Raw genomic sequence first — 17,358 nt, forward strand, 5'->3', positions numbered from 1 at the left:
GCCCCATGTCGCGCTATTTCATCGATCGCCCCATCTTCGCATGGGTCATCGCGATCATCATCATGCTGGCCGGCATCCTTGCCATCCGCACGCTGCCGATTGCCCAGTTCCCCGCCATCGCGCCTCCCGCCGTCTCGATCACCGCGACCTATCCGGGCGCGGATGCGAAGACGCTGGAGAACACGACGACGCAGATCATCGAGCAGCAGATGAAGGGGATCGATCACCTTCGCTACTTCTCGTCCTCGTCCTCGTCGGCCGGCACGGTGACGATCACCCTCACCTTTGAGCAGGGTACCGATCCGGACATCGCCCAGGTGCAGGTGCAGAACAAGCTGCAGGCGGCCACCCCGCTCCTGCCGCAGGAAGTGCAGCAGCAGGGCATCCAGGTCGCCAAGGCCACCCAGAACTTCCTGGTGGTGATCGGCCTCTATTCGGAAGACGGGTCGCACAGCGGCACCGATCTGGCCGACTATGCCGTGTCGAAGCTGCAGGATCCGCTGTCGCGCGTGAACGGCGTCGGCGACACCCAGATCTTCGGTTCGCAATATGCGATGCGCGTCTGGGTCGATCCGGTGAAGCTCAACAAGTTCTCCCTGACCATGGATGACGTGACGTCGTCCATCAAGGCACAGAACGCGCAGGTTTCCGCCGGCCAGCTGGGCGCGCGCCCGGCGCCCAAGGAGCAGATGCTCAACGCCACCGTCTCGGTGCAGTCGCGCCTTACGACCCCCGACCAGTTCGCCCAGATCCGCCTGAAGAGCGGGACCGACGGCTCGGTCGTGCGCCTCGGCGACGTCGCCCGTGTCGAGATGGGTGCGGAAAGCTATGGCTTCGATTCGAAGTGGAACGGCAAGCCCGGCGCCGGCATCGGCATCAAGCTCGCCCCCGGCGCCAACGCGCTGACCACGGTCGATCTGGTCAAGGCACGCGTGAACGAGATCGCCAAGACCTTCCCCGGCGACATCAAGGTCATCTACCCGTACGACACCACGCCGTTCGTCCGCCTGTCGGTCGAGCAGGTGGTGCACACGCTGATCGAAGCGGTGGTGCTCGTCTTCCTGGTGATGTTCCTGTTCCTGCAGAACTTCCGCGCCACGCTGATCCCGACAATCGCGGTGCCGGTGGTGCTGCTCGGCACCTTCGCGGTGATGGCGATCGCCGGCTACTCGATCAACACGCTCACCCTGTTCGGCATGGTGCTGGCGATCGGCCTGCTCGTCGACGACGCGATCGTCGTCGTGGAGAATGTCGAGCGCCTGATCACCACCGAGCATCTCAGCCCGATCGATGCCGCGCGCAAGTCGATGGACGAGATCACCAGCGCGCTGGTCGGCGTCGCCCTCGTCCTGTCGGCGGTGTTCCTGCCGATGGCATTCTTCGGCGGCTCCACCGGCGTGATCTACCGCCAGTTCTCGATCACGATCGTCTCGGCGATGGTGCTCTCGGTGTTCGTGGCGCTGGTGCTCACCCCGGCGCTGTGCGCCACCATCCTCAAGCCGCACGATCCGGGCAAGGCCGAAGGCAAGGGGCCGCTCGCGCGCTTCTTCCGCTGGTTCAACGAGAAGTTCGACAACGGCCAGCGCCGCTACGAAAAGGGCGTCCGCGCCACCGCGCGAAGCTGGAAGCGCTCGGGCCTGGTCTATCTGCTGATCCTGGGCGGCATGACCTTCCTGTTCCTGCGCCTCCCCTCGGGCTTCCTGCCGGAAGAGGATCAGGGCATCGCCATCGCGCTGGTCCAGGGACCGGCGGGCGCCACCGCGGCGCGCACCGACAAGGGCCTCGAGCTGGTCCGCGACCACTTCCTCAAGCAGGAAGCGGGCAACGTCCAGGGCGTGTTCACGATCAACGGGTTCAGCTTCGCCGGCGCGGGCCAGAACAGCGGCCTGGTGTTCATCCCGCTCAAGGACTGGTCGGACCGCAAGGGCAGCGCCAATTCGGCGCAGTCGATGGTCGGCCGCGCCATGGGTGCCTTCTCGCAATATCGCGACGGCCTGATCTTCGCGATCACGCCGCCGGCCGTGCAGGAACTGGGCAACGCCACCGGCTTCGACCTGCAGCTGGTCGACACCGGCGGCATCGGCCATGAGCGCCTGCTCCAGGCGCGCAACATGATGCTGGGCATGGCGATGCAGGACAAGCGCCTGGTCGGCGTGCGCCCGAACGAACTGGAGGACGCCCCCCAGCTCAAGGTCGATATCGATCAGGACAAGGCCAAGGCGCTCGGCCTCGACCTCGCCTCGGTCAACAGCACCATCGCCACCGCCTGGGGCGGCGCGTACGTCAACGACTTTGTCGACCGCGGCCGCGTCAAGCGCGTCTATGTCCAGGCCGATGCGCCCTATCGCCTGGCACCGGAGGACATCGCGAACCTCTATGTTCGCGGCACGACCGGCACGATGACCCCGTTCACCGCCTTCTCCACGCTCAGCTGGGCGCAGGCGCCGGTGCAGCTCAGCCGCTATAACGGCCTGCCGGCGATGGAAGTCCTCGGCTCGCCCGCCCCCGGCGTTTCGACCGGCGATGCGATGGCGGCGATGGAGGCGATCCACGCCAAGCTGCCGCCGGGCACGCAGCTCGAATGGACGGGCCTGTCCTACGAGGAACGGCTGTCGGGTGGCCAGGCGCCGGCCCTGTACGCGCTGTCGCTGCTGATCGTGTTCCTCTGCCTTGCCGCGCTCTACGAGAGCTGGTCGGTGCCGATCTCGGTCATCCTGGTGGTGCCGCTCGGCGTGGTCGGCGCGCTGCTCGCGGCGAAGCTCACGGGCCTCAACAACGACATCTACCTGCAGGTGGGCCTGATCACCACGATCGGCGTGTCGGCGAAGAACGCGATCCTGATCGTCGAGTTCGCCGAGGAGCGGATGCGCGAGGGCATGAGCGCCTTCGACGCCGCGGTGGAAGCCGCCAAGCTCCGCCTGCGCCCGATCCTGATGACCAGCCTCGCCTTCATCTTCGGCGTGCTGCCGCTGGCGATCTCCACCGGCGCAGGCGCCGGCGGCCAGAACGCCATCGGCCGCTCGGTGGTGGGCGGCATGCTCTCCGCGACGCTCCTCGCCATCTTCCTGGTGCCGATGTTCTTCGTGGTGGTGCGCAACCTGTTCGACCGCCGCCGCAACAAGGGCGAGACGCCCCCCGCAACCACCCATGACGGCGGCGCTTCGGCGCCCCAGGGAGCCTGACGGCCGTGACCAACCGCTTCCCCCTGCTCCTCGTGCTCGCCGCCAGCACCGCGCTGTCGGCCTGCAACCTCGCCCCCAAGTACAGCCGGCCGGAGCCGGCCGTACCGGCCGCGCTGCCCCAGGGCGGCGTCTATCCCGCCGCCGCCACCGACGCGCCGGACATCAGCAAGATCGGCTGGCGCGACTTCTTCGTCGACGATCGCCTGCGCCGCGTGATTCAGCTGGGCCTCGACAACAACCAGGACCTGCGCCTCGCCGCCGCCAATGTGCTGCAGGCGCGGGCACAGTACCGGGCGCAGCGCGCGGACCTGTTCCCAGCGATCGGCGTCAGCGGCACCGGCACCTACACCAACACCGCGCAGTTCGCCGCCAGTGCCGGCGGTGCGCTGGGCAGCGGCGGCGTGCAGGACGTCCAGAACTTCAGCGTTTCGGGCGGCATCACCTCGTTCGAGATCGACCTGTTCGGCCGTGTTCGCAACCTGAGCCGTGCCGCGCAGGAACAATATTTCGCGAGCAGCGAGGCGCAGCGCGCCACCCGCGTCACGCTGATCGGCGAAATCGCCGCGGCCTGGCTGACGCTGGCCTCGGACCGCGAACAGCTGGCGATCGCCCAGCGCACGCTGGAGGCCTATCGCCAGTCGCTCGATCTCACCCGCGCCCAGTTCCGCATCGGCACCGCCTCCGAACTGGAATCGCGCCAGGCCGAGACGAGCTATGAATCCGCGCGCAACGACGTGGCCACCGCGCAGACCCGCATCGCGCAGGACATCAACGCGCTGCAGCTGCTGACCGGCGCGCCGGTGCCGGCCGAGCTGCTGCCGGAGACGCTGGGCGACGGCAAGGCGACGATCGACGCGCTGCCCGGCAACCTGCCCTCGGAAGTGCTGCTGCGGCGCCCGGACGTACTGCAGGCAGAGCATCTGCTGATCGCGCAGAACGCCAATATCGGCGCGGCGCGCGCTGCGTTCTTCCCCAGCCTGTCGCTCACCGCCACGGCGGGCTCCATCGCTGCGACGATCGGCAAGCTGTTCGGATCGGGTACGGACACCTATACCGTGTCGCCCACCGCCTCGCTCAACATCTTCAACTTCGGCAAGAACCAGGCGAACCTGGAATATTCCAAGGCCGCCCGCGACGGTGCGGTGGCAACCTACCAGAAGACGATCCAGACCGCCTTCCGCGAAGTCGCCGATGCGCTGGCCCAGCGCGGCACGATCGACGAGCAGGTGCGGGCGCAGACCGCTCGCGCGCAGGCGGCCGACGTGGCGGCCCGCCTGTCCGACGCACGCTACCGCGCGGGCGTCGACTCGTTCCTGACCTCCCTCGATTCGCAGCGCAGCGCCTATGCCGCCGAGCAGCAGCTGGTCACCACCCGGCTGACCCGTGCGAGCAATTTGGTGACCCTGTATAGAACCTTAGGTGGCGGGCTCGAGTGAGCCCTTGCCAGCTGCAAAAATCCGCATACTCTCTGGATCCAATAGGAACGGAGAGGTGCGGTGATGCAGAACGAATCGCAGCCGGTGGCAATGCCCCAGGTCCAGCCGGGGGATGAAACGCTGATCATCCTCGAAAGCCTGCTCTGCGTGATGCGCGAGAAGAACCTCCTCTCGCGGCAGGATATCGAACTGCTGTGCCAGAAGGTGGACCGGCGCGCAGCGGGTATCAGCAAGAACCCGCTGCCCTGCTGCCCGGAAAAGGCGGAAAACGCCAAGAACTACCTGCACCGGCTGACCGCCTATCTGGGCCAGCGCTATGGCGGCAAGCACCTCCGCCGGGTGAGCTGAGCGCCTGAGATCGGAGGCGGCAGGCTTGTCAGCCCGCCGCCTCCGGATCAATCCGCGATCGCCTCGACCGCCAGCACTTCGATCGCCTCGGCCTTGCCGCCGAAATCGACGCGCTCGCCTTCCTCGGCGCCGAGCAACGCATGGGCGAGCGGCGCCTGAAAGGCCAGCCGGTCGGCCGCCGGATCGGCCTCGTCATGGCCGACGATCTCGATCAGCCGTTCGCGCCCGTTCAGCCGGATCCGCACCCGCGCGCCGATCCCCGCCACGCCGTCCTCGATGGGCGGGGCGACGTGCGCGGTGGCGGCGCGGGTATTCCAGTAGCGCAGCTCGCGCTTCAGCGCTTCCCTGGCCTCCGCATCGCCCTCGCCCTCGATCGCCGCTTCGAGCGCGGCGATCTTGCCGCCGATCAGCGCCGGCCCCGCCGCCGTGACCAGATTGGGTCCCGGCGGCAGGGGCAGCTCGAACTTGGGTTCCTTGTGTTCCTCGTCGCTCTCGCGGCGGAAGGCGACACTCATCGCTGGGGCAGATCCTCGAGCGTCGAGGATACCTTCCACAGGTCGATCGCGCCTTCGGTGGCGTAGGTATCGATCTCGGCCAGTTCCTCGGCGGTGAAGCCGAGGTTCTTCACCGCATCGAGCGAGTCGTCCAGCTGCTGCACGGTGCGCGCGCCGACCAGCGCCGAGGTGACGCGCGGATCGCGCAGCACCCAGGCGATCGCCATCTGGGCGAGCGTCTGGCCGCGCTTCTCGGCGATGGCGTTGAGCGCACGGATGCGGGCGATGTTCTCGTCGGAGAGCAGCCGCGTATCGAGCGAGGTGCCGCCCTTGGCCGCGCGCGCATCCTCGGGCACGCCGTTCAGATATTTGCGCGTCAGCATCCCCTGCGCCAGCGGGGAGAAGGCGATGCAGCCGGTGCCGAGGTCTTCCAGCGTGTCGAGCAGGCTCTCCTCGATCCAGCGGTTCAGCATCGAATAGCTCGGCTGGTGGATCAGCAGCGGCACCTTGTGCTCGGCCAGGATCGCGGCGGCCTGACGGGTCAGCTCGGGTGAATAGCTGGAAATGCCGACATACAGCGCCTTGCCCTGGCGGTGGATCTGGGCGAGCGCGCCCATCGTCTCCTCCAGCGGCGTCTTGGGGTCGACGCGGTGCGAGTAGAAGATGTCGACATAGTCGAGCCCCATGCGCTTGAGGCTCTGGTCGCACGAGGCGATCAGATACTTCTTGCTGCTGCCGACATCGCCATACGGCCCCGGCCACATGTCCCAGCCCGCCTTGGTCGAGATGATCAGCTCGTCGCGATGCGTCGCGAAGTCGGTCGCCAGCACGCGGCCGAAATTCTCTTCAGCGGAGCCATAAGGCGGGCCGTAGTTGTTCGCGAGATCGAAGTGCGTCACGCCGCGATCGAACGCCCGGCGCAGCATCGCGCGGCCATTCTCGAACACGTCGGTGCCGCCGAAATTCTGCCAGAGCCCGAGGCTGATCGCCGGCAGGTCGAGCCCGCTCACGCCGCAGCGGCGATAGGGCATGCGGCCGTCATAGCGGTCGGCATCGGCGTGCCAAGGCTGGGGATAGGGCATCATCTCTCTCCATGGGGAAGGCTTGGTCGAACGCGCCTATACGCAGGGTGGGTCCCGCACGGAACACCCCGCACGCCCAACAATGGCAAGCCGCCCCCAAGGACAGCTATCTTGTCGTACCCGCGCTTGCCCGGTAACGCGGTCCGCCATGCAGTATAACAGCACCCGCGGCGGCGCGCCCTTGCTGGGCTTTCGCGACGTCACCCTCACCGGCCTGGCCAGCGACGGCGGCCTTTATGTCCCGACCGAATGGCCCAGCTTCTCGGCCGAGGACATCGCGGCGATGCGCGGCCTCTCCTATGTCGAGACCGCGGTGCGCGTGATGCTGGCCTTCGTTGCGCCGGACCTCAGCGAGGACGAGCTGCGCACGCTCTGCACCCAGGCCTATGGCCGCTTCTCGCACGCCGCGGTGACCCCGCTGGTCCAGATCGACCAGCAGCATTGGCTGCTCGAGCTGTTCCACGGCCCCACCCTCGCCTTCAAGGACGTCGCGCTCCAGCTGCTCGGCCTGCTGTTCGAGAAGTTCCTGGCCGGCACCGACCAGCATCTCACCATCGTCGGCGCGACCTCGGGTGACACCGGCAGCGCCGCGATCGACGCGGTGGCGGGCCGTATCGGCGTCGACATCTTCATGCTGCATCCCAAGGGCCGCGTCTCCGACGTGCAGCGCCGGCAGATGACCACGGTGCTTGCCCCCAACGTTCACAACATCGCGATCGAGGGCAGCTTCGACGACGCCCAGGCGCTGGTGAAGGCGATGTTCAACGATGCGGACTTCTCCGGCCGCTTCCAGCTGAGCGCGGTCAATTCGATCAACTGGGCCCGGCTGATGGCGCAGGTGGTCTATTATTTCTACGCCGCCGTCCGCCTTGGCGCGCCCGAGCGGGCGATCGCCTTCTCGGTGCCTACCGGCAATTTCGGCGACGTGTTCGCGGGCTATGTCGCCGCGCGGATGGGGCTGAAGGTGGCCAAGCTGGTGGTCGCGACCAACGTCAACGACATTCTCCACCGCGCGCTCTCGGCCGGCGACTATTCGGCGGGCACCGTCACGCCGACCGCTGCCCCTTCGATGGACATCCAGGTCAGCTCGAACTTCGAGCGCCTGCTGTTCGATCTCGCCGGCGCACCGATCGCCGAGCAGATGCGCGGTTTCGAATCGACCCGCGCGATGCAGCTGACCAACGCGCAGCGCGAGGGTGCATCCACGCTGTTCACCAGCGACGCGATCGACGCCGACGGGATGAACGAGGCGATGCGCTGGGCCTGCGCCGAAGCCGGCCAGGTGATCGACCCGCATACCGCGATCGGCCTTGCCGCCGCGCAGCGTGCCGGGCTTGCCGCCGACGTGCCGGTGGTGACCCTCGCCACTGCGCATCCGGCGAAGTTCCGCGATGCGGTCGAGCGCGCCACCGGCATGCGGCCGCAGGTGCCCAGCCGCGTCGGCGACCTGTTCGAGCGCCAGGAGCGCTACGACACCCTCCCCGCCGAATTCGGCGCGATCACCGGCTATATCGCCGAGCGGGCCCACGCCCGCCCATGAAGCTCGTCACCCTTACCGGCGAACCCTGGGGCGACTATGGGCTCGTCGATTCCGGCCATGGGCGGAAGCTGGAGCGCTACGGCGCCTATCGTTTCATCCGCCCCGAGCCCCAGGCGATGTGGGCCCCGGCTTCGGCCGATTGGGACGCGCATGCGGAGTTCGTCCCCGGATCGGACGAAGATGGCGGCGGCCGCTGGGAGTATTGCAAGTCCACCCCGCGCGAGGGCTGGCCGCTGGCGTGGCGCGAGGTGCGCTTCACCGCCCAGACCACGCCCTTCCGCCATCTCGGCTTCTTCCCGGACATGGCGCCGGTTTGGGACTGGATGCGAGGCCGGATCGACGGGATGGCCGAGCCCGAATGCATGAACCTGTTCGGCTATACCGGCGTCGGCTCGCTGGCGCTGGCGGCGGCGGGGGCGAAGGTGACGCATGTCGACGCCTCCAAGAAGTCGGTGATGGAGGGCAAGGCCAACGCCCAGCTCTCGGGCATGGCCGACAAGCCGATCCGCTGGATGATCGACGACGCGATGAAATTCACCGCGCGCGAGGTGCGCCGCGGGCGCCGCTATGACGGCATCATCCTCGATCCGCCCAAATGGGGCCGCGGCCCCAATGGCGAGGTGTGGAAGCTGGAGGAAGGCCTGCCGTCGCTGATCGACGATGTGGCCAGGCTGCTCGACGAAAATTCGCGCTTCCTGTTCCTCACCGTCTATGCGGTGCGGATGTCGGCGCTGGCGATCGGCGAGCTGGTCCGCCAGGCGATGGCCGGCAAGGGCGGCACGGTGGAGGCGGGGGAACTCACCGTGCGCGAAGAGGCGCGCGGGCTGGAACTGCCCACGGCCATCTTCGCGCGCTGGAGCCGTTAAGCCGCGAGGAACGTCGCCAATGCCCGCTCGAATGCGTCGGGCTGGTCGAGCATGATGAAGTGCCCGCTGTCGCCCACGCCCTGGATCGTGATCTTGGGCGCACCGGCATATTGGCTGCGGTAGAAGCCGAGCGTCGCCGCCTCGCCGCGCGCGGCGGTCCACGGCACCAGCACGGTGATCGGCGTGGCGAACCTGGGCAGGTCGGGGCGCAGGTCGGTAATCATGTCCTCGTAGATCGCCTGGGCGCTCACCCGCATGTCGGCCTTGGTCGACCAGGCGGCGACCTTCTCGCGCGAGGCGGGCTTGAGCGCGTTCTGCTGCGCGAGCATCTGGGCGAGCTGCTCCGGGAAGGGCTTGCCGTAGAGGCCGGCCATCTGCGCGCGCATCATCTCGGCCTGCGGCTTGATCGACTCCGCCGTGGCGGCGGGCACAAAGATCGTGCTGATGAACGGCAGCGCATCGACGATCAGCGCCTTCTTGACGTCCTCGGGGTGCGCCTTGGCCAGCATCAGTGCGACGAGCCCGCCCATCGAATGGCCGACCACCGGCACCGCGCCGAGCTTGGCGCCCGTGATCAGCGTGTGGAGATCGCCGACGATGCCGTCGAGGATGCCCGGCTGCAGATTGCCGCGTGGATCGTCGCCGCCGAAGCCGTTGACCTGCACCAGATAGACGCGGTGGTTTTTCGCCAGCTCCGGCACCGCCCCGTCCCAGGTCGCGCGCGGGCTGGAGAGGCCGGGGATAAGGATCACCGGGCTGCCGCGCCCGACCACCTGCACCGAGACATGCTCCATCTGCATCAGCGTCTCCGCGGCGGCGACCGGCGCGACGGGCGCAGCCATGCCATGGCTGTGCCCCGAGGCACTGGCGGCGGCGATCGCGACTGCCATGGCCAGCCAGCGGGTGGTGGAAACGCGGGAAGCGGCAAAGCAAAGGGCGTGCATCATTGGTCCTGCTCCTTGGCGGGGTTGACGAAGATGTCTTCGATGGCGAGGCCGAACAGATCGGCGATCTTGAAGGCGAGCGGCAGCGAGGGATCGTAGCGCCCGGTCTCGATGGCATTGACGCTCTGGCGCGACACCTCGAGCCGTTCGGCGAGATCCTGCTGGCTCCACGCGCGTTCGGCGCGGAGCACGCGGAGACGGTTGTTCATGCCGCACCTCCTGCGTTCCGATACCGCTGCCAGATCACGCCCTGGCTGATCCCCATGCCGAACGCCCAGAGCGGAAAGGTTCCCCAAAGCGGGAACGCCGGGACCACCCCGCCATCGGTGAGGAAGCCCCATACGGTGCAGAAGGCGAGCATGATGCCGAGCCCGCCCAGTGCCGCGGTGGCGTTCATGCTGCGCACGAACTCGTCCTTCTCCTCCAGCAGATACAGGCCATAGGCGGCGATCGCCGCCAGCAGCGGCAGCGCGGGTGCCACGGCCAGCCCGAAGAGCAGCACGCCCTCCGGATGCCAGGCGCGGGCCGCGAGTTTGCAGGCGATGATCCCTACCGAATAGATCCCCATCGCGCTGCTGAAGCGCCAAGCGTAGCGGCGCTGCGCCACGTTCAACCGGCACTGTTCCATGTAAAGCCTCCTTGCGAATCAGACAAGCAAGCTTTACGTCAACCACGCTTTACATGTCAAGCGTGGTTGACAGCGCAAAATTCCTCCCCGGCATGGGGAGGGGGACCATGTGCGCAGCACATGGTGGAGGGGCCGCCGCGCATGCGGCGGTTTCCGATGCTATCGACAAGCACCGCGCCTCCGGCGCGGCCCCTCCACCACGCGGCGGTGCCGCGCGGTCCCCCTCCCCGTTCCGGGGAGGACTTTAGCCGCGCAGCCGCGCCACCATGTCCTCGGCGAGCTGGCTGAGCGTGTCGTCGCGCGCACCCATCACCACGATGCGGTCGCCGGGCCGCGCCTGCGCGACGAGATGCGCCGCCGCCGCCTCGCGGCCGGGAATGTGCAGCGCCTGCGCGCCGGTCGCCGCGACATCGGTGACGATGTCCGCGCTGGTCACCTCGCGCGCGACGGTGCCGCCGTGATAGACCGGGTCCGGCAGCACCAGCAGGTCCTCAGCGCCCAACTTCGTCGCGAACATCGCGACCAGCTCGCGCCGCATCACCTTGAGCGGGCCATAGCCGTGCGGCTGGAACAGCAGCAGCAACCGACCCGGGAAGGCGTGAAGCGTATCCAGCGTCGCGGCGATCTTGTCCGGGTTGTGCCCGAAATCGTCGATCACCGACACGCCGCCGGCCGTGCCGACCAGCTCGAACCGCCGCCGCAGGCCGGCAAAGCCCTCGATTGCCGTGCAGGCATCCTCCAGCGACACCCCCGCTGCCGTCGCCGCGCCGATCGCCGCCAGCGCATTGGCGACATTGTGCCGCCCCGGCACCTGCAGCCGCACCCGCCGCACCGCCTCGCCCATCACCAGATCGAAGCCGATCGCGAACGCTTCCGGCGCCAGGTTCCGCGCCATAAGATCCGCCTCGCCTTCCACCGCGAAGGTCAGCGTCCGCCCGCGATCCAGCCCCGCCGCCAGCGCCGCGCTCTCCGCATCGCCGACATTGACCACCGTGGTCGCCGCCTTGCCCGCGAACGCACCGAACAGCAGCCGCAATTCCTCCAGCGACTTGTGGTCGAGACTTACATTGTTGAGCACCGCGATCCGCGGCCAGTAATTGGCGATCGAGCCGTCGCTCTCGTCCACCTCGCTGACGAACGCGTCTCCCGCCCCCACCAGCGCGCTGGCGAACGGCGCATCCGGCCCCGCGAAATTCTTCATCACCGCGCCGTTCATCACGGTGGGATCGCGGCCGCAGGCGTGGAGGATCCAGCCGATCATCCCCGTCACCGTCGACTTGCCGCTGGTCCCCGCCACGCCGATCGGCAGTGGCGATGCGTTGAACAGGCTCGCGAGCAGCTCGGCTCGCGACATCCGCGCGCAGCCCAGTTCGGCGGCGCGTACCATGTCCGGCACGCTCGGCTCGATCGCGGCGGAGGCGACCACCACCTGCTCGGCCGACTGCACCCCGCTGCCGTCCTGCGGGTACAGCCCCACCCCGCGCGACCGCAGCCAGTCGAACTTGGCCGCCAGCCGCCCGCCGTCGAGGCTGCGGTCCGAACCCGAGACCCGGGCGCCCCGGCCGGCGAGGATCATCGCCAGCGGCATCATCCCCGAACCGCCGATCCCTACGAAGAAGGTTGCTTTGCCATGCTGCATGGGCACGCTATCGGCGAAGCGAGGAGACCATACAAGCATATGCGGATCGGAGTCGTAGCACCGGCGCGGCCAGTCACCCCGGAATCGTCCGCCCGCATGGCGGCGTTCATGGCACTCACCTACCCGGACCACGAAATCGTGTTCCACCCGCAATGCTATCTCTCGGCCGGCCATTTCGCCGGCACCGATGCCGAGCGCGCGGCGGCGTTCCTCGAAGTCGCCAACGATCCGACGATCGATGCCATCTGGTTCGCGCGCGGCGGCTATGGCTCGAACCGCATCCTCGACGCGGTGATGCCGCATCTCGGCGACGCGGCGCGGCGCAAGACGTACATGGGCTTCTCTGACATGGGCTTCCTGCTGGCTGCGCTCTACGCCCGCGGCATCGGCCATCCGGTCCATGCCTCGATGGCGAGCAGCATCGGCAAGAACGATGCGGGCGTGGACACCGGCTGGGCGCTCGGCTGGCTGATCGAGCGCGACCGCCGCGGGCTCGACCCCGCGCTGGCCGACGGCCGCCCCGCCGCCGCCTTCAACCTCGCGATCCTCACCTCGCTGATCGGCAGCAAGTACCTGCCCGACCTGACCGACCATGTGCTGATGATCGAGGAAGTCGACGAGCCGCTCTACCGGATCGATCGGATGCTGTTCAACATGGCGCATGCCGAACAACTGAAGGGCATCGCCGGCATCCGCCTGGGCGCAGTCACCGCGATCGCCGAGAACGACCCGCCCTTCGGCGAGACGGTGGACGCAATGATCCTCCGCTGGTGCAAGGAGATGGGCGTCCCCTATCTCGGCCGCTGCGCAATCGGGCACATATCGACCAACCACGTCGTCCCGTTCGGCGTCGCATGAGCCCCGATCCGCACGCCCTGCGAGCACGCCACGGCGCGGTATCGCTGCTCGCCCACCCCTCGCCGATCGAGCGGCTGGAACGGCTGGAGGCGGCGCTCGGCACCGACGTGCGGATCTATGTGAAACGCGACGATGTGGCGGGTATCGGCGGCGGCGGCAACAAGCTGCGCAAGCTCGAATTCCTGCTCGGCGACGCGATCGCGCAAGGGTGCGACACCTTCGTCACCACCGGCGGCCTGCAATCGAACCATTGCCGGCTGAGCGCGGCGGCGGCGGCGCGGATGGGCCTCGCCTGCGAGCTGGTGCTCGCCGATGTCGTGCCGCGCCACGACGCCGACTATCGCGGCAACGGCAACCTGCTGCTCGACGCGATCTTCGGCGCGACCGTTCACCGCGTGCCCGGCGACGCCGACCGGCCCGCCTTCCTGCAGGCCCGCGCCGAGGCGCTGCGGGCGGAGGGCCGCAAACCCTATGTGGTCGGCGCGGGCGGATCGTCGCCGGTCGGCGCGCTCGGCTATGTCGCCTGCGCCTGGGAGATCCTGGAGCAAGAGGCGGCGCTGGGCGAGCGCTTCGCCCGCATCGTCGTGCCCAATGGCAGCGCGGGCACCCATGCGGGCCTCGCCGCCGGCATGGCCGCCGCGGGCGCGGAGGTGCCGCGCGTCCAGTCCTGTGCCGTCCTCGCCACCCCCGAGGCCGCCCATGCCGAGACGCTGGCGCTGGCCCAAGCAACGCTCGCCGCCAACGCCCTGCCGGGCAGCGTGACGGCGGCGGAGGTAGTGATCGACGGCAGCCAACTGGGGGACGGCTACGGCATCCCCACGCCCGCGATGCGCGACGCGGTGGAACTGCTCGCCCGCACCGAGGGCCTGGTGCTCGACCCCGTCTATAGCGGCAAGGCGTTCGCCGGGCTGCTCGCCGCGATCCGCGGCGGCGCGTTCCGGGCGGGCGAGGCGGTGCTGTACGTCATGACCGGCGGCGTGCCGGGGTTGTTCGCGTATCGCGAGGTGTTTGAGGGCGAGAGGCAAACCAAGACATGAAGATGATCGGTCTGATCGGTGGCATGAGTTGGGAAAGCTCGGCAGAATATTATCGCATCCTCAATGAAGGTATCCGAGAACGTGTCGGTCCAACCGCATCAGCCCAGTGCGTGATGTGGTCCTTCAATTTCGCGGAGATCGAAGATCTTCAGCACAGGGGTGATTGGGCAACTCTCACAACGCGAATGGTCGACGCCGCGCGACGGCTTGAAGCAGCAGGTGCAGACGTTCTGCTGATATGCACCAACACCATGCATCGCATGGCAGCAACCATCGAGGACGCGGTGGCTGTACCCTTGCTCCATATTGCCGACCCCACGGCCGAACGTATCAAGGCTGCGGGCATCAAGACGGTCGGACTTCTCGGCACTGCGTTCACGATGGAGCATGCCTTCTACAAGGGGCGGCTCGCCGAACAGCATGGACTCGACGTCATCGTTCCCAACGACGAGGACCGCGCTACCGTCCATCGGATCATCTACGAGGAGTTGGTGGCGGGCAGGATCTTACCGGCATCTCGTGACGCGTACCGCGCGATAATCGCTCGATTGGTCGAGGCCGGTGCGGAGGCGGTGATTCTCGGATGCACCGAAATCATGTTGTTGGTTAAGCCTGAAGATAGTGCGGTGCCAATCTTCGACACAACGGCGCTTCATGCGGCGGCGGCGATCGAAGTGGCTCTTGCTGGCTGAGTACCACGGTGGATGTCCGCCCGAATGGACCAGCGGGGCAACGGCGCTCCTTCGATTGTGGTAGTTTCGTAGCCAATCCCGCTGAAGGTTTCGACGGCGGGTAAAATCACCCCGCCAGCACCCGCCCCACCCGCACCAGCGCGCCATCGGGATCCGACACCGCGAACTCGTACGTCCCCCAGGGCATCGCGTGCGGCGTGCCGGGCTGGATGATCGCCTCGCGCACCCGATCCGCCACCGCGTCGACATCCTCGACATAGAGGTACAGCCCGAAGGGATTGTCCGGCGCCTGGGGCGTGTTCGCCTCGTGCCGCAGGTGCAGGTGCCAGCCGCGGCCGTCTTCGAGGATGCGGTAGTGGCCATAGTCGCTGGCCACCTCCAGCCCCAGGCGGCGGTAGAATTCGGTGCTCGCGTCGAGGTCGCGGCAGGGCAGGATGGCGACGATGTGGTGGCTGGGGTCCATGCCCGCAGGCTATGCCCGCGCCGCCCCTCGCACCACCCCGAAATCCCGCCTCCCCTGCCCTTTCGCCAAAGCCTTGCCTATATCGCACCCGCGCGGGCATAAGCCGCGCTCCATTCCACACCCATGAAAGGGGTTCTTCCCGTGTCCGAGATGTTCCGCATTACGCTGCCCGACGGTTCCGTCCGCGAGGTAGCCCCGGGGACTACCCCGGCGGACATCGCCGCGGCGATCGGCCCCGGCCTCGCCAAGGCGGCGCTTGCCGCGCGCGTCGATGGCGAGCTGCGCGACATCGGCCGTCCGTTCGAGGGCGACGCACAGCTCGCGCTCGTCACCGCCAAGGACGAGGCCGACGCGCTCGAACTCGCGCGCCACGATTATGCGCATATCCTCGCCGAAGCGGTGCAGCATTTGTTCCCGGGCACGCAGATCACCTTCGGCCCGTCGACCGACGACGGCTTCTATTACGACTTCGCCCCCAAGGACCGCCCCTTCACCGAAGAGGACCTGCCGGCGATCGAGGAGGAGATGCGTCGCATCATCGCCCGCGACGAGCCGCTGATCCGCGAAGTCTGGTCGCGCGCCGACCTGATCGCGCGCTGGACGGCGCAGGGCGAGACCTTCAAGGCCGAATGGGCCAAGGAACTCCCCGAGGGCGAGGAGCTGACCGTCTATCGCGCGGGCAAGGGCGAAGATGCGTGGCTCGACATGTGCCGCGGCCCCCACCTCGCCTCCACCGGCAAGGTCGCGGCGGATGCGTTCAAGCTCACCCGCGTGTCGGGCGCCTATTGGCGCGGCGACCAGAAGAACGCGATGCTCAGCCGCATCTACGGCACCGGCTGGCTCAACAAGAAGCAGCTCCAGGAGCATCTGACGCGCCTGGAGGAAGCCGCCAAGCGCGACCACCGCAAGCTCGGCGCGGAGATGGACCTGTTCCACCTCCAGCAGGAGGCGCATGGCTCGGTGTTCTGGCACCCGAACGGCTATGTCATCTACCGCGTGCTCGAGGATTATATGCGCCGCGCGGTCAACGGCGCGGGCAGCAAGGAAGTGAAGACCCCGCAGGTGATGGATGCGCGCCAGTGGGAGCAGTCCGGCCACTGGGGCAAGTATCGCCAGAACATGTTCGTCATCCCCGACGAGACCCCGAACATCGAGGACGAAGGCCCGATGGTGTCGGACGACGTCCAGTGGATGGCGCTCAAGCCGATGAACTGCCCGGCGCACGTGCTGATCTTCAAGCAGGGCATCAAGTCGTATCGCGACCTGCCGATGCGGCTGGTCGAGAATGGCTGCTGCCACCGCAACGAGCCGCACGGCGCGCTGCACGGGCTGATGCGCGTCCGCCAGTTCACCCAGGACGACGGCCACATCTTCTGCCGCGAGGACCAGATCGTCGACGAGGTGAAGGCCTTCTGCGCGCTGGCCGACCGGGTCTACAAGCATTTCGGCTTCACCTATGCGATCAAGCTGGCGCTGCGCCCCGAGAAGCGCTTCGGCAGCGAAGCCGATTGGGACAAGGCGGAGAACGAGCTGCGCCAGGCGGTGATCGACGCCGGCCTCGCCACCCCGGAATATGGCTGGGAGGAACTCCCCGGCGAAGGCGCCTTCTATGCGCCCAAGCTCGAATGGCACCTCACCGACGCGATCGGCCGCACCTGGCAGGTCGGCACCATCCAGTCGGATCGGGTGCTGCCCGAGCGGCTTGATGCGAGCTATGTCGGCGAGGATGGCGAGCGCCACCGCCCGGTGATGCTCCACCGCGCGATCTTCGGTTCGTACGAGCGGTTCATCGGCATCCTGATCGAGCATTTCGCCGGCAAGTTGCCGACCTGGCTCGCCCCGGTGCAGGCGGTGGTCGCGACGATCGTGTCCGACGCCGACGACTATGCGCGCGAGGTGGTGGCGAAGCTCCAGGCCGCGGGCATCCGCGTCGAGAGCGACCTGCGCAACGAGAAGATCAACTACAAGGTGCGCGAGCACTCGCTGGCCAAGGTGCCCAACCTGCTGGTCGTCGGCAAGCGCGAGGCCGAGGAGAACACCGTGGCGCTTCGCGTGCTCGGCAGCCAGGGCCAGACCATGCTGACGCTGGACGAGGCAATCGAACGGCTGAAGGCCGAGGCGCTGGCGCCGGACCTGCGGTAACGACGGG

At 67.9% G+C, this 17,358-nt stretch carries 16 protein-coding genes; 9 read left to right on the forward strand and 7 right to left on the reverse strand.

Annotation, left to right across the window (positions count from 1 at the left end; translation table 11 throughout):
* The first annotated feature begins 5 nt into the window (after positions 1–5).
* The 3 genes from OIM94_RS09720 (at position 6) to OIM94_RS09730 (ending at position 4,966) form a co-directional block, all read left to right on the forward strand.
* Positions 6–3,182, forward strand: a complete 3,177-nt coding sequence (locus tag OIM94_RS09720; RefSeq protein WP_264606538.1) for an efflux RND transporter permease subunit — start codon at positions 6–8, stop codon at positions 3,180–3,182.
* Between the two features lie 5 nt (positions 3,183–3,187).
* A complete protein-coding gene (locus OIM94_RS09725) occupies positions 3,188–4,618 on the forward strand; it encodes an efflux transporter outer membrane subunit (protein ID WP_264606539.1) in 1,431 nt (476 codons plus the stop codon).
* 63 nt (positions 4,619–4,681) lie between these two features.
* On the forward strand, positions 4,682–4,966 hold the full coding sequence (locus tag OIM94_RS09730) for a hypothetical protein (protein WP_264606540.1): 285 nt from the start codon (positions 4,682–4,684) through the stop codon (positions 4,964–4,966).
* Between the two features lie 47 nt (positions 4,967–5,013).
* On the opposite strand, the gene OIM94_RS09735 is transcribed toward OIM94_RS09730, so the two are convergent.
* Both OIM94_RS09735 and mgrA read right to left on the reverse strand, forming a co-directional pair.
* Positions 5,014–5,481, reverse strand: coding sequence for a GreA/GreB family elongation factor (locus OIM94_RS09735; protein WP_264606541.1), 468 nt, complete (start codon positions 5,479–5,481; stop codon positions 5,014–5,016).
* Entirely contained in the window at positions 5,478–6,542 is a 1,065-nt protein-coding gene (gene mgrA / locus OIM94_RS09740) for an L-glyceraldehyde 3-phosphate reductase (RefSeq protein WP_264609874.1), read from the reverse strand. Before mgrA ends, OIM94_RS09735 begins: the two co-directional genes overlap by 4 nt.
* A 148-nt stretch (positions 6,543–6,690) precedes the next feature.
* Here mgrA and thrC point away from each other — a divergent pair, with 148 nt between their 5' ends.
* Together thrC and OIM94_RS09750 are read left to right on the forward strand one after the other, a co-directional pair.
* The gene (gene thrC / locus OIM94_RS09745) at positions 6,691–8,082 is read left to right on the forward strand and encodes a threonine synthase (protein ID WP_264606542.1); all 1,392 of its coding nucleotides are present in this window, start codon (positions 6,691–6,693) and stop codon (positions 8,080–8,082) included.
* The gene (locus OIM94_RS09750) at positions 8,079–8,948 is read left to right on the forward strand and encodes a class I SAM-dependent methyltransferase (protein ID WP_264606543.1); all 870 of its coding nucleotides are present in this window, start codon (positions 8,079–8,081) and stop codon (positions 8,946–8,948) included. The genes thrC and OIM94_RS09750 overlap by 4 nt, the downstream gene beginning before the upstream one ends.
* Here the strand turns inward: OIM94_RS09750 and OIM94_RS09755 are convergent.
* The 4 genes from OIM94_RS09755 to OIM94_RS09770 form a co-directional block, all read right to left on the reverse strand.
* Complete coding sequence (locus tag OIM94_RS09755; protein WP_264606544.1) at positions 8,945–9,895, reverse strand: alpha/beta fold hydrolase; 951 nt, start codon at positions 9,893–9,895, stop codon at positions 8,945–8,947. The genes OIM94_RS09750 and OIM94_RS09755 overlap by 4 nt on opposite strands.
* The gene (locus tag OIM94_RS09760; RefSeq protein WP_010544494.1) at positions 9,892–10,101 is read right to left on the reverse strand and encodes a helix-turn-helix transcriptional regulator; all 210 of its coding nucleotides are present in this window, start codon (positions 10,099–10,101) and stop codon (positions 9,892–9,894) included. The genes OIM94_RS09755 and OIM94_RS09760 overlap by 4 nt, the downstream gene beginning before the upstream one ends.
* Positions 10,098–10,520 (reverse strand): hypothetical protein, encoded by a 423-nt coding sequence (locus OIM94_RS09765; protein WP_264606545.1) that lies wholly within the window; start codon positions 10,518–10,520, stop codon positions 10,098–10,100. The genes OIM94_RS09760 and OIM94_RS09765 overlap by 4 nt, the downstream gene beginning before the upstream one ends.
* A 244-nt stretch (positions 10,521–10,764) precedes the next feature.
* Entirely contained in the window at positions 10,765–12,159 is a 1,395-nt protein-coding gene (locus tag OIM94_RS09770; protein ID WP_264606546.1) for a glutamate ligase domain-containing protein, read from the reverse strand.
* Positions 12,160–12,198: 39 nt separating this feature from the next.
* Between OIM94_RS09770 and OIM94_RS09775 the strand changes: the two genes are divergently transcribed.
* The 3 genes from OIM94_RS09775 to OIM94_RS09785 are packed head-to-tail and all read left to right on the forward strand — an operon-like array spanning position 12,199 to position 14,746.
* The gene (locus OIM94_RS09775) at positions 12,199–13,017 is read left to right on the forward strand and encodes an LD-carboxypeptidase (protein ID WP_264606547.1); all 819 of its coding nucleotides are present in this window, start codon (positions 12,199–12,201) and stop codon (positions 13,015–13,017) included.
* The gene (locus OIM94_RS09780) at positions 13,014–14,054 is read left to right on the forward strand and encodes a D-cysteine desulfhydrase family protein (RefSeq protein WP_264606548.1); all 1,041 of its coding nucleotides are present in this window, start codon (positions 13,014–13,016) and stop codon (positions 14,052–14,054) included. The genes OIM94_RS09775 and OIM94_RS09780 overlap by 4 nt, the downstream gene beginning before the upstream one ends.
* The gene (locus OIM94_RS09785) at positions 14,051–14,746 is read left to right on the forward strand and encodes an aspartate/glutamate racemase family protein (protein ID WP_264606549.1); all 696 of its coding nucleotides are present in this window, start codon (positions 14,051–14,053) and stop codon (positions 14,744–14,746) included. The genes OIM94_RS09780 and OIM94_RS09785 overlap by 4 nt, the downstream gene beginning before the upstream one ends.
* Positions 14,747–14,852: 106 nt before the next feature.
* Here the strand turns inward: OIM94_RS09785 and OIM94_RS09790 are convergent, their stop codons facing one another.
* Positions 14,853–15,209 carry a VOC family protein gene (locus OIM94_RS09790; RefSeq protein WP_264606550.1) on the reverse strand — a complete coding sequence of 119 codons (357 nt, stop codon included), beginning with the start codon at positions 15,207–15,209 and terminating at the stop codon, positions 14,853–14,855.
* Positions 15,210–15,359: 150 nt separating this feature from the next.
* On the opposite strand from OIM94_RS09790, the gene thrS reads away from it, so the two are divergent.
* Positions 15,360–17,351 (forward strand): threonine--tRNA ligase, encoded by a 1,992-nt coding sequence (gene thrS / locus OIM94_RS09795; RefSeq protein ID WP_264609875.1) that lies wholly within the window; start codon positions 15,360–15,362, stop codon positions 17,349–17,351.
* Positions 17,352–17,358: the final 7 nt, after the last annotated feature.

The sequence above is a fragment of the Sphingomonas sp. R1 genome (assembly GCF_025960285.1).
Classification (GTDB): Bacteria; Pseudomonadota; Alphaproteobacteria; order Sphingomonadales; family Sphingomonadaceae; genus Sphingomonas.